Source organism: Sporosarcina sp. SG10008 (assembly GCF_044569405.1).
In the GTDB taxonomy this organism is placed as follows: Bacteria; Bacillota; Bacilli; order Bacillales_A; family Planococcaceae; genus Sporosarcina; species Sporosarcina psychrophila.
Genome location: NZ_CP172607.1, coordinates 1,591,375 through 1,603,568, shown reverse-complemented (window position 1 = coordinate 1,603,568; position 12,194 = coordinate 1,591,375). Strand labels below are relative to the sequence as shown.

At 38.0% G+C, this 12,194-nt stretch carries 11 protein-coding genes; 5 read left to right on the top strand and 6 right to left on the bottom strand.

What is annotated here, in order from left to right; all coding sequences use genetic code 11:
- Nucleotides 1-21: 21 nt before the first annotated feature.
- A complete protein-coding gene (locus ACGLYD_RS07615) occupies nucleotides 22-351 on the top strand; it encodes a hypothetical protein (RefSeq protein WP_067209027.1) in 330 nt (109 codons plus the stop codon).
- 921 nt (nucleotides 352-1,272) lie between these two features.
- Nucleotides 1,273-2,289, top strand: coding sequence for a DUF1646 family protein (locus ACGLYD_RS07610; protein ID WP_187047722.1), 1,017 nt, complete (start codon nucleotides 1,273-1,275; stop codon nucleotides 2,287-2,289).
- 184 nt (nucleotides 2,290-2,473) lie between these two features.
- On the opposite strand, the gene ACGLYD_RS07605 is transcribed toward ACGLYD_RS07610, so the two are convergent.
- The 3 genes from ACGLYD_RS07605 to ACGLYD_RS07595 form a co-directional block, all read right to left on the bottom strand.
- Nucleotides 2,474-3,442: a proline dehydrogenase family protein gene (locus tag ACGLYD_RS07605; RefSeq protein WP_399632212.1), complete on the bottom strand. Its 969-nt coding sequence runs from the start codon at nucleotides 3,440-3,442 to the stop codon at nucleotides 2,474-2,476.
- A gap of 87 nt (nucleotides 3,443-3,529) precedes the next feature.
- The gene (locus ACGLYD_RS07600) at nucleotides 3,530-4,204 is read right to left on the bottom strand and encodes an amino acid ABC transporter permease (protein ID WP_067209019.1); all 675 of its coding nucleotides are present in this window, start codon (nucleotides 4,202-4,204) and stop codon (nucleotides 3,530-3,532) included.
- Nucleotides 4,205-4,224: 20 nt separating this feature from the next.
- A complete protein-coding gene (locus tag ACGLYD_RS07595; protein WP_187047720.1) occupies nucleotides 4,225-5,085 on the bottom strand; it encodes a transporter substrate-binding domain-containing protein in 861 nt (286 codons plus the stop codon).
- A gap of 216 nt (nucleotides 5,086-5,301) precedes the next feature.
- Between ACGLYD_RS07595 and ACGLYD_RS07590 the strand changes: the two genes are divergently transcribed.
- Nucleotides 5,302-6,249, top strand: a complete 948-nt coding sequence (locus ACGLYD_RS07590) for an urea transporter (RefSeq protein WP_067209014.1) — start codon at nucleotides 5,302-5,304, stop codon at nucleotides 6,247-6,249.
- 140 nt (nucleotides 6,250-6,389) lie between these two features.
- Here ACGLYD_RS07590 and ACGLYD_RS07585 read toward each other — a convergent pair whose 3' ends face one another.
- A complete protein-coding gene (locus tag ACGLYD_RS07585) occupies nucleotides 6,390-8,093 on the bottom strand; it encodes a methyl-accepting chemotaxis protein (protein ID WP_399632207.1) in 1,704 nt (567 codons plus the stop codon).
- Between the two features lie 1,015 nt (nucleotides 8,094-9,108).
- Here ACGLYD_RS07585 and ACGLYD_RS07580 point away from each other — a divergent pair.
- Nucleotides 9,109-9,852 carry an arylamine N-acetyltransferase gene (locus ACGLYD_RS07580; protein WP_187047717.1) on the top strand — a complete coding sequence of 248 codons (744 nt, stop codon included), beginning with the start codon at nucleotides 9,109-9,111 and terminating at the stop codon, nucleotides 9,850-9,852.
- A gap of 59 nt (nucleotides 9,853-9,911) precedes the next feature.
- Here the strand turns inward: ACGLYD_RS07580 and ACGLYD_RS07575 are convergent, their stop codons facing one another.
- The gene (locus ACGLYD_RS07575; protein ID WP_067209007.1) at nucleotides 9,912-10,739 is read right to left on the bottom strand and encodes a GNAT family N-acetyltransferase; all 828 of its coding nucleotides are present in this window, start codon (nucleotides 10,737-10,739) and stop codon (nucleotides 9,912-9,914) included.
- A gap of 84 nt (nucleotides 10,740-10,823) precedes the next feature.
- On the bottom strand, nucleotides 10,824-11,594 hold the full coding sequence (locus ACGLYD_RS07570; RefSeq protein WP_187047716.1) for a DUF2161 domain-containing phosphodiesterase: 771 nt from the start codon (nucleotides 11,592-11,594) through the stop codon (nucleotides 10,824-10,826).
- Between the two features lie 143 nt (nucleotides 11,595-11,737).
- On the opposite strand from ACGLYD_RS07570, the gene ACGLYD_RS07565 reads away from it, so the two are divergent.
- Nucleotides 11,738-12,160: a MarR family winged helix-turn-helix transcriptional regulator gene (locus tag ACGLYD_RS07565; RefSeq protein WP_067209002.1), complete on the top strand. Its 423-nt coding sequence runs from the start codon at nucleotides 11,738-11,740 to the stop codon at nucleotides 12,158-12,160.
- Nucleotides 12,161-12,194 lie beyond the last annotated feature (34 nt).

The following is a 12,194-nucleotide window of genomic DNA, read 5'->3' as shown; positions in this document are numbered from 1 at the left end:
TATGGTCAAGGAGTGATAACTTTGAGAAGAAGCGACTCAGTATTCAATACGGGATTACAAAATAACGATAGTTCAACGGATACTGGTGCTAAAATTTCATTATGGGGTTCAGCAATTTCTACCTTAGGGGATGCCCTACAAACCCTAGGGGCCGCTATTTCAATCGAAGAAAGTAGGATTTCTGACATCCAACAGCAACAAGAACTTGATAAATTACAGAATCAAATTGACGAATTAAAAAATGATCAAGTACAGAATAACTCGCAGAGTACTGATATTGAGAAACTCAATAAGTTTTTGGAGATAATTGTTAAACGCTTAGAAAAGGAAGACGATACAAAAGAAAATTAAATACGCAAATTGAGTGGAGTAAAATCGCAAGATTCAAACTCACTTGAAAATATCAGTTTTTAATTCGTTTACAAGCTTCACTAAATTATTCGTCATCTACTTTCCAATATTATGATTATGATAACAAATTGTACTGATTAAGATTAAATCATCGCCAGTTCGCAATAACCACCGATTCTACCATGTCCCTCTATTCTCCATATGAATTACAAAACCACGGTCACAAGCGTAATGAATTCCCTTGAGGCGGACAAAACAACTAAATAGCTTAGTAAATAACAAATCGCAGTCTTTTCAACGCAGAACAATCAATATACAAGACTTTTTGAATGCTGATAACTCTAATGTGACAAAAGGAGAATTATTATATTTCGAGTTTCTTGATTAAGACCTTAACTTTTAAGAACCTGTTACGTTTCAAGCATCTATTACGACTGATAAAAATTCAAGCGACAAAATAGCGATAACTTCGCCCCTACTATTTGAACTGTTAAGGGCGAAACATTCGAAGGAATAAAAAAGTACTTATTTATATTGAACAAATAGAGAGCGAAGTCGCCTAACGAAGGAAAGTAGGCATCACCTCCCCCTAGATAATTCAATGGGTTCTTAATTTCAACATATCTTTTGCACTATACACAAATTTTTTTTTAGATTTAGCGAGAAATTAAACCACTTAGTGAATCTAGGTGGTTTTTTTGTTTATTTAACTTCTGAAAAAGTACGATTTCTTCTGTTTTTTTGCTTCATTCAAATAGAGAATTTGGAATCTCAACTCAATCATACTTTTTTAATTTCAGAATAGAAGAAATTAATTATCCTGTTGAATTCATTTTTATAATAAATTGTTTTTCTATTACTATTTCAATGATAAGATGAATTTGACCCTATTTTTAGATTAGAATGAAAAGGAGGATAATTATGATTGTTGGCTTGTCTATTATTTTAATACTAGTTTTATTTTTGCCGTTCACTGTAAAAATAGTTGAACGGAACTTAGAAGTGTTTTTATTCATTATGGGGATTTCCGCGGTCCTTGTCAGTCAAGTACTTGACTCAACTTTGATCGTTAAAGCCCTGGAGGATCCGATACATATAACCCTAGCCGTTATTATCGCTGGATTAGTATTCCGCTGGTTACAAAAACCTTTCGAAAAAAGTATACGAGGCATGAGCAAAGCAATTCCATTTCGCTTATTCTTAGCACTTATCGTTATCGTTTTAGGAATCCTTTCTAGTGTCATTACAGCAATTATTGCAGCAATTGTCCTGGTCGCAATAGTAGGCGTTTTGCGCCTTGACCGTAAATCAGAAATCCGTCTTGTCATCATTGCTTGTTATTCAATTGGGCTTGGTGCTGTTCTTACACCAATCGGGGAACCTCTATCAACAATCGCAACAAGCAAATTGGATGCAGACTTTTTCTATTTACTACGATTAATCGGTCCTGATATCATTCCAGGCGTCATTGCTTTTGGAATACTGGCCGCAATCATAATCAAGCCTTCAAACAAGTTGAACAGTTTAAAAGTTAATCAAGGAACCGAATCGTATATGGATATTATTATTCGTGGGATTAAAGTATATCTGTTCGTAATGGCCCTTACACTGCTTGGTGCAAGTTTTGAACCATTTATCGAAAGATACCTATTAGATTTAAACCCTCTTGTATTATATTGGATTAACATGATTTCAGCAGTGCTTGATAATGCTACATTAGCTGCAGCAGAAATCAGCCCTGTTATGAATGATTCGACAATTAAAGCCCTTTTACTTGGACTGTTAATCAGCGGAGGTATGTTAATACCCGGAAACATCCCAAATATCATAGCTGCCGGAAAACTTAATATTAAAAGCAGTGAGTGGGCTCGTTTTGGTGTTCCGATTGGCTTGATTGCAATGGTTATTTATTTCATAGTGATCGTGACTGTCGGATGAATTGAAAAAAGGATGTAAATTGAGGGGTTCCCCATTTTACATCCTTTTCCGTTTCTTAGGATATTATAAAAACTCGTACTATGGATAAGTTACCACATAGAGATTTCACGTCCAGACTCCTAAGCCTCCGAACAGGCACTTGCACTTGCGCTTACACTTGCACTTGCGCTTTTGTTTTTTATACTTATTTCTTCTTGGTAACTCTTCCAAGAGCGAAAGCTCCGACAGCCAAGCCAAGAATTGTATTTGTTTTCTTATTGAACACTTGTTTAACAACAAGATTCAAGTTTTGTGGTCTTTCAGCAAGGCGACGCATGAAATAGCCGTACCAGTCATTCCCAAAAGGAACGTATGTACAGAAATTATACCCTTCGCTAGCCAATTGCAATTGCATGTCCTTTCTAAAACCGTATAGCATTTGGAACTCGAATTTATGATTCGGGATGTCATTTTCTTTAACAAATTGTTTTACATGATTAATGACATGATGATCATGTGTTGCAATTGACGTGAATTTACCATTTAACAAATGCCATTCGATCAATTGAATATAGTTTTCATCGATTTCTTTTTTATCTTGATAAGCATATTCTTCAGTCTCTTTATAAGCACCTTTTACAATACGCAAACGGAAATTTTTGTAATTTTGAATATCTTCTACCGCGCGGAAGAAATAAGCTTGAATTACCGTTCCGATATTGTCATAGTCCTTAGACAACTCATCAAGGAGATCAAATGATGGTTGCAAACGAGCATGATCTTCCATATCAAAGTTAATGAAAATTTCATAACTTTTTGCTTTAGCTGCAATTTCTTTTAGATTTCCCAAACAGAAATCAATATCTATATCTAAACCTAATTGAGATGGTTTTAGAGAAATATGAGCATCGACCCCGTGTTCGTGAATAGCTTCGATGACTTCCAAAATTTGTTTTTTCGCAGCTAATGCTTCCTCTTTTTCAAAGACGAATTCCCCAAGGTTATCTACCGTACAAGAAATCCCATGTGCATTCAGTTCTTTAATACTTTGGATAGTTTCAGCTACATTAGTTCCTGCTACAACATTTTGTGCTCCCATTTTTAAGCCGTATTTTTTTGCCGCGCTATTCAAAAGCTGGTTTTGGGACAATCCGATAAAGAAGTCTTTTAACATGTTATATGCTCCTCAATATTGTTTTTTATTTTTTAATTATATCACACGACCGTGCTTTTGCTGAAATGATAACTGGTTACAGAATCATTAGTTGTTCAAAGAACTTTTTTCTAGATAATTTTGCCACACTTCGACAAGTAAGCAAATGCCCCAATAGATTAGACCTACCAAAATATAAACCGTCATATAGTCGAATTCCCTGCCCCCAACGATTTTTGCGCGTTGAAACAGATCGGGCACAGTAATCATCGCAGCCAATGAAGATGCTTTGATCAAATCTAGTAGAACATTAGACAATGGCGGAATTGCGATTCGTGTTGCTTGTGGTAAAATTACAAAAAGCAATGACTGCCAATAGGACATCCCTAATGCAGTGGCAGCTTCCCATTGTCCCTTATCAATTGAGTTAAGCGACGATCGGATAATCTCAGCCATATAAGCTGAAGAGTGAAGGCTGAAGCCTATTAAAGCGGCAGTGACAGCTGAAAATTGAATTCCGATATTAGGCAAACCAAAATAGAGTAAAAATAGGAATACAAGCATCGGTGTACCCCGCATATAGGATATGAAGATACGTGCTGGCCACCTAAATAGTACTAATTTAGACGTTCTGCCTAGCGCCAGGAAGAAGCCCAATATCAGCCCGCACACCATGCCCCCAAAGGAAATGAGTATGGTGTAACCAACCCCCTGCAAAATATACGGAAATGACTCGATGGCAAGCTGCAAATCGAAAATGTGTTGCCATTCAATTCCACTCACATTACAAGCCGCCTTTTCGATTATTCAAAATCATAGTCTTGTTCAACTGATACATCTTCCCCACCAAAGAATTGCTTCGACAATTCAGAAATTGTTCCATCCGCGTGCATTTCGACAAGTACGGAGTTCACTTGCTTTAGTAGTTCATCATTGTCTTTTTTCATGATGATTGCTTGGACATTCGGATGATATTTGATATCCGGATGGATCATGATTTCAAACTCCGGAAATGCAGCAAGTGCCAATTTTTGTAAGTAGTAATCATTCAAGATGACATCCGTACGGCCTATAGAAACATCACGCAAATACACATCATTTGTGACGTTATCATAAATCACCTCTTCAGCACCGTGGTCGCGTCCAACTTGCATATAAACGGAAGTTGCAGCCCCAGCCGCTTTTTTTCCTTTCAAATCTTCAAGAGACTCAATACCTGAATGATCCGATTTCCGTACGATAGCAGTACCGAATGAATACTTATAAGGCTCAGAAAAAGTGAATTTCTCTTCCCGTTCGGGTGTGATTTCAATATCATTCACTGCTAGATCAGCTTGCCCACTATTCAAAGAAGTAAGCATTCCGTCTAGACCCATTTCAACGTATTTGATCTCCAGCTTCAGACGCTTTCCTAGCTCGTTCATTATTTCAACTTCGTACCCCGTTAGTTCCTTGCTTTCGCCGTCATGGTATGATGCTGGATAAAGAGTTCCTGACGTTGCGACAACAATTTCACCTTTTTCTTGAATGTTCTCCCAAGTGGAAGTTTTAGAACCACTCTCCTTATTTGTATCGCCACTAGCACCACAAGCAGCTAAAACAACCATCATTGAAAATAGTAATAAAGACAGGAAGATTTTACTAAGATGTTTTTCTTTTGTCATCGAGATTCTCCTTTTGAAAATAGTATTTTACAAATAATTGTCCACTGAAAATTATAATACATTCTTAGTTAAGATGTAACCCTTATGATTCTAAATTAGGAATACAGATAGTTTAGAATTGGGGGGTTATTAGAGAAAAATGAAAAATAGTGATGGGATTATGGTATATTCATAAACAATTAGTTTTATATTCAAAGTAAAAGGAGATGTTCCCAAATGTGGGGATCTTTCAAGTTGGATAGCATTAAAGACCTGATACGTATTTCACTTAAAGGGTTTTCTCAAGTAATGTTAATCGACAATGCAATCTCAGGAGGGTTAATTCTTTTAGGGATAATGCTACACTCTCCCCTTCTTGGATTAATGGCACTACTGTCTTCCATGATTGGTACGGTGACGGGAAAATATTGTGGAGGAGACCAAATTGCAGTTAGCCATGGAATATATGGATTTAACGCCATCCTTTCCGGTATCGCGGTAATGTTATTTTTACAAAATGATTGGAACTGGGTTATTGCACTATTTGCTGCAATAGCAGCTGCTTTGCTTATGGCTATCTTATCGAAGTTTTTAGCCAAGTGGAATATTCCCTTGCTCACTTTTCCATTTCTTTTTGTAACATGGGTTAGCCTTTTTGCGGCATATCGTTTTAGCGCAATGCATGTAAACCCGTCATTTGTCACATCATCTCCTGCTAACTGGAATCTTCCAGTTGAAGGTAAACCCAATTTCTTTCTCGGTTTAATAAAAGGTGTAGGTGAAGTATTCATTATTGACTCTCTATGGGCAGGTTCGCTTATTCTAATTGCTCTCTTCGTGGCTGGATGGAGATTTGGTGTCTATGCGATTATTGGGACATTTGTGTCTTGGCTAACTGCATACTCGCTAGGGGTCGATGTTGAATTGCTAGATTTAGGTCTCTATAATTATAATGCCGTGTTAGCAATGATTGCCGTGGGTCTAATGTTCGATGAAAAAAATAATTTCCCCCTAATGGGTATATTTGCAGCTGCAATGACAGTCCCAATTGCAGCAGGTATGGATTTAATTCTTTATCCGAAAGGGCTTCCCGTATTAACATCTCCCTTTATCATTAGTACATGGCTATTTTTAGCGATGAGGAGAACGATACCCATATTTGAGCCACAAATCACAGAAAAGTAGCAAGAAAATACATAATTAAAATGTGTAAAGACCCGCAAAAGCAATTAGCTTTTTGCGGGTCTTTTTTTAATAAGAATAAGAAAATATTAGTTTTTTGACTTAGAATAGTGTCTAGCTCCAGGCGCTTTCGCTTTTCTTAATTATTCCAATCTGAACTGCCCGACAAGTTTCTCCAGATCTTGTGCCATATGACTCATTTCAGTAGAACGTGTTGCAACTTCTTCAATTGAAGCTGATGTCTGCTCTGTTGCAGCCGAGATATTGTTAGACATATCTTCAATTGAATGAATCGATTGCGTCAAGTCATTGATGAGTACTACTACACGATTTGAACTTTCTGCTTCAGCTGTCGTTAATTCTGAAATTAAGTTAATTTCCTTAACAGTTTCAGAGACGGCAATTGAAATGTTACTTAAGGAAGTTGCAGTCAAACGAACCGTTTCTGTTCCGGATTCAATAAGTTTTGTGCTCTCTGATGTAGAAGTAACAACTCGACCGATACTTTCAGTAATATCTTGCACTAGCTTTTCTACTTCAAGAACTTCTTTATTGGACTGTTCTGCAAGTTTTCTTACTTCCTCCGCAACGACCGCAAATCCTTTGCCATGTTCACCCGCACGTGCAGCTTCTATCGATGCATTAAGCGCAAGTAAATTCGTTTGGGCAGCAATGCCTGCAATTGAACTGGTGATATTTTGAATTTTAGTTGTAGATTCAATTAGATTTTGAATCGTACCACCTGCTTCATTTGAGGAGACTCTGATTTTCTCCATATCATTACTAATGTCATTTACGCTATGCTGACCTTCTTCTGCAATTTTCATTGTCCGCCTAGAGTTCCCCGCACTTAGTTCAGCTTTCTCTTTTGAATCCTGAAGATCATTCGCCAGAGAAGACAAGATTTTGGATGCATGTTCTGCATTGATTGTCCCGTCGGAGATAGAAGCTGCGGTTTCACTCATATTGTGTGCGACCTGTTGAATCGCCATCTGCATTTCATTTAATGAAGCAGCTGTGTCAAGTGAGTTTTGCGTTAATTGAACAGCTGTTGTTTTGACTGTCCCAATCGTATTGCGCAAGTTCGCTGTCATCATGTTTAATGTTCGTCCTAAATCGCCAACTTCATCTTTACTTGTTACAACTGTATCTTCAATGCCGAGATTTCCATTCGCAATTTCTTTCGCATGTGCGATTAAAGCTGAAATCGACTTTGTTTTACGTCTGATTAGCATAATTGTAATGATCGATGCGATGATCATTGGAATAAGGCTGATTAAAATACCATTCCGAACAACATCCCATGTTCTTCCAGCAACAATTGAACCATCAAAATCGATAACGCTGATTGCGATGATTTCTCCATTTGGATCGTGATTTTCAAATATCGGTGCATAACCAGATAGACGTTTTAGACCTGCAAATTCATAGAGCTCTGTGTAAGTTGAATGCTTCATATCCAAGAGCATTGCAAGCGCTTTTTCATCAACCGGAACCGAATCACCTGGTTCGAATCCTTTTGCACTTAAATGGTCATCAAGTGCTAGAATTTTCCCATCTAGATCAATGATGTATTGAGTCTCGAAAATAGCTTTATGATTGAGTGTCCAGTTAAGCTGTTGACCAACCTCATCCATCGTTTCGCGGTCACCTTTAAGCATTTTTCCCACGTCTTCCGGCCGGATCAAACCTGTTGTAATACTCGCGCATCCATACGCTTCAACACCTGCGGCATCATATAATTTATCGTAAGCTGTTTTATATGTTGCGATGGACGTAATCGCTAACATTGCAACCATGATACCGACAATAATCGTTCCCAATTGTACCGTTAGTGTATTTCTCATTGTTTTTCCCCCTACTATTCTACTAGTCTATAATACTCTATAAATCAACAAAAACAAAGTCCGTAAGACATAGATTATTCGTCCGTTTCATGCCTAATTAGACAAATTTCTGTTATTTTTGATGTTATCTTCTATGATAAGAGGGGATTATCTTCTGTATTGCCTACGGATAAATAATATAATTAGATATGTTGAATTAAAGAATCCCATTGAATCTGTCGTGGCACTCAATAATAAGAGAGGTGTAATTCGGGGTGTGGATTGTAGAACGCTTGGTGCTTTGGGGATGCCTTTCGCCGCGCCTGCGCTAGGTTGTTCATTATCGAGAGAAATGTGATTTTGAGATGTATATGCCGAGATTGTAAGGTGATTACTAGTTGATATAATATAAATGAATCCCATTGAACTGCTACGGCGCTAGGGGATGCCTCTTGGAATTAACTGTATAATTTCTGCAAAGAACGCAGAAATTATACAAACCGAACTCTTCGTTGTTCGGTTGGCTACCCCTGTTAAGGCGCCTTCGCTCAGTATATATACCGGATTCAACATATATAATTATAGTCAAGAAAGACGCAATCCAGGTTGCAGATTTCACCACTAATAATGAAATGCTCTTTCTCACATAGACCATCCAGCGAAGGCGCGACTTCGTGGCAGCCGGAGCGATAAGACTAAGGAGGGATGCAGTTCAATCCCTCCCAAGGGGTCTTCTTTCTGGCTTATCGCGGGAGGCATCCACAAAGCGTCGAAGCGGTATTGGCAGGAATTCTAATTTGCTCTAAATAGTGGGACTTTTTCAGTGACCTCCTAAAAGCCTTTATTAAGCGCATACGCCGTATTCATTTGTTCAACATATAAAGATATGGTGAAATAAAGAATTCCATTGAGTCCGCTACGCCTTAAATAGATTCATTTAATTATTCTACTTCAATGGAGTATAATAATTAATACGTACTTTTAATGAGCAGTTAACTAGTATATTTTTCTCGAAATAATGAAATGGGGTGCTGAAATGGAAGTCCTCAACTACTTAGCTAGGTTTTGCGGAACACAGAACAAAGAGATATCCCTCTTTGATTTAACCGAGTTACAACGATTGCATGTCCAACATATCCCTTTTGAAAATTTGGATGTGATTCGCAGGGTACCAATTTATCTTAACTTACAACATATTTATGATAAAATCGTCCGTCGTAAACGTGGCGGTTATTGCTACGAGTTGAACGGGCTTTTCAGTTGGCTACTAACCGAATTGGGGTACGATGCACATTTAGTTGCAGCTACAGTTCTAAGGCCAAGCGGAGAGTGGGCAAAAGCAGATACTCATGCAGCTATTATTGTACAACTTGATCAACCCTATCTTATAGACGTAGGTTTTGGTGACTCCACTTCTTTACCGATTCCACTAAACGGGGAGGAACAAACTGATATAAGCGATACATATAGGGTTATTCAACAGCTAGATCAATCATTTTATCTGGAACGAATCAGTGACACTGAGATAAAAACGCTATATCGATTCGATTTAACCTCAAAAGCACTTGTCGATTTTCATGAGGGCTGTGTATTTAATCAAGTTGCAAAAGAATCATCTTTTACACACTCAGATATCGTCACCCGCGCCACTACTACCGGTCGAATTACATTATCAGATCAGACAGTAACTATAACCGAAAATAATATTAAAACTAAAACAATACTTTCAATAGAAGAGAAAGTACACTTCTTAGAAGATGTTTTTGACATTCGTCTATAAAAAATGACAAAAAAAGCTAACCGGAATGGCTCGTAGCATTGATTCCGGTTAGCTTTTTTCTAGTTGCCCCTATTCTTTTTATAATAATCCTGACCTTGCATTTTCACGAAACCGACTGATTCATATAGGCCAAGTGCACGATTATTTTTCGCTTCTACTTCAAGCCAGATTTGATTGCCAGCATCGTGCTCACTTTTCACGATATTGCGGAGTACCTTCCTACCGTACCCTCTCCCCTGGAACTCGGGTAAAATGGCGAATCCGTAAATCCATGCTTCACCATCCATGCGATTGATCCGGACCTTACCAATCGTTCTGTTATCTGCCTCAATCATCAAAAACTGCTCGTCCTGTCTTTCTTTTATGCGCTCCAGATGAGAACGCGCATCTTCTTCATCCATTCCGAATGCAAGGACATCGAGCTTCACTTCAAGGTTCGCATCACTTTTTTTCGCCACACGAATCAGAACCTCGTCGCTCGCTTCAATCGGCTGTTCTGACCAACGCATCTGATATTCAGAAAACGCATAGGAATAGGGCTGACTTGCTAACCATCCCTTAGCGGTATTGGACAAAGACGGGGTGTTCAATAAAATTGTTTGAAAACCATATTGTTCGATTGGTGCTAATGCTTGTTGCCATAGTTCGGTAAAATGCCCTTTCCTTCTATTCCTCGGATTAACCATTCCACATACTTCAACGGTAGAGCCAAAACCAAATAAAGCTAAATAAGCGACAAGTTCTCCATCCTCTTCATGAAAAAAATCCATTTGACGTCCTTCTCGTTCTCTGAGCATCTCCCAATTTAACTTCAGTTGAATACCATCCGTTTTTTCACATTCTTTTTGAAGCTGTTTAATCGCAATTAATTGACTTTCTTTTAACATATATAATCCTCCAATTCAAAAGCTTCTTGCTTTTGATATGTAAATGCCTAATTCAATAGTAACACGTATTGCAAGTTCTCCCCTTCACATATTTCCCCCGACATCATCGATATCCAAGTAAGCGCTAGCAGTTTCTCTTACCACCTCATGATAATAGCTAAAGAGATCCGGGAATTCGTGCAACTCATTTTTTCCAATGTCACTAATCATATATATTCCTCGTTGAATTTTATCAAACCAACCATAATAGTTTTTATTTAAAATTGTTAACGTTTTTTCCCCAGTCCCCATCTTCCGTAACGATTTTGGAGATAAAGGTCCCGATTCCAAAAGGCAACAAGCTATATGAATGCAGTTTTCTTTATAGGCTGTCATTATCTTAGTCTGGCAACTCCCGCCAATATTATAGTCTCCAAGTCTGCCTTCCATTTCAGTCAACATCGCATTTCTTTTTTTCTTACTACGTTGCATACTTTTCTTCCGATCAAAAGACGCGGGATGAAACACTATTTCCACCTGTGCATCATTTTCCAAGAATGAGACAAGGATGAGGCCTAACTCTAGTCTTCTCACCAAATGACAACTATCTTTCCACTTTTTCGAACGAAAGTTGAGTTTAGGTCTAGGAATTGCGACATAGACTTCATTAGTCAGCCGCTGTCTTTTTGTCGCTTGGATTAAAAGATCAATTGATAGCGATAATTTCAATTCAATAAGGACCAGCTCTTGATCTCTTACAGCCGCAACGTCACACTCATTTACTTCACCATGGACATCATAACCTTGTTGTGTGAAATATTCTTTTACTGGTTTATATAAATCAACTTCATATCGTTTGGTTTCTTTGCCTTGCATGTTAATCTCACCTCATTATGATGGTATACATAATTGAACGAAACTACCACCCCAAAATCCCCCTTAATGATGGTACACTAGTAATGCGCGAAAAAATAAAAAGTTATTTGGAGACGTATTATGAGAAAAGGATGGGGAAAATCATGTCTACTCAGACAATCTTTGAACTACTACATACGATTGAACAAGTAACACATAAAATGCATGTAAAGTGGCGGCAGCAAGTAGATTACGATCTTGGTGTATCGCATATTGTTGCCTTGCACGAATTACAGATGAATGGGGAAAGCCGACCTTCCGAGCTTGCCCGCCTATTAAACTTTACACCTGCATCTCTCACACACCTTTCCACTAAACTATCGAACAAAGAACTAATCACGCGTCGGCAGGACGATACTGACCGCCGTATCATCTATTGGAAAATTACGCAAAAAGGCGAAGATTTATTGAATCAAGCACAAAAAGACGGTCAACATCTCCGCATGAAGGTCTTTTCACATTTAACAGAAACAGAGCAGCAATCGTTACTTTCCATTTACACAAAGTTAAATAAGTCGTTAATATGAAAAAAGAGCATCTTCTCAACGGAGATGCTCTTTT

What these genes read in the sequence shown, in the direction of transcription:
- ACGLYD_RS07580 (WP_187047717.1), top strand. Translation starts at nt 9,109, where the DNA reads ATGGAAGTCCTCAACTACTTAGCTAGGTTTTGCGGAACACAGAACAAA.
- ACGLYD_RS07585 (WP_399632207.1), bottom strand. Translation starts at nt 8,093, where the DNA reads ATGAGAAATACACTAACGGTACAATTGGGAACGATTATTGTCGGTATC.
- ACGLYD_RS07575 (WP_067209007.1), bottom strand. Translation starts at nt 10,739, where the DNA reads ATGTTAAAAGAAAGTCAATTAATTGCGATTAAACAGCTTCAAAAAGAA.
- ACGLYD_RS07565 (WP_067209002.1), top strand. Translation starts at nt 11,738, where the DNA reads ATGTCTACTCAGACAATCTTTGAACTACTACATACGATTGAACAAGTA.
- ACGLYD_RS07605 (WP_399632212.1), bottom strand. Translation starts at nt 3,442, where the DNA reads ATGTTAAAAGACTTCTTTATCGGATTGTCCCAAAACCAGCTTTTGAAT.
- ACGLYD_RS07610 (WP_187047722.1), top strand. Translation starts at nt 1,273, where the DNA reads ATGATTGTTGGCTTGTCTATTATTTTAATACTAGTTTTATTTTTGCCG.
- ACGLYD_RS07590 (WP_067209014.1), top strand. Translation starts at nt 5,302, where the DNA reads ATGTGGGGATCTTTCAAGTTGGATAGCATTAAAGACCTGATACGTATT.
- ACGLYD_RS07595 (WP_187047720.1), bottom strand. Translation starts at nt 5,085, where the DNA reads ATGACAAAAGAAAAACATCTTAGTAAAATCTTCCTGTCTTTATTACTA.
- ACGLYD_RS07570 (WP_187047716.1), bottom strand. Translation starts at nt 11,594, where the DNA reads ATGCAAGGCAAAGAAACCAAACGATATGAAGTTGATTTATATAAACCA.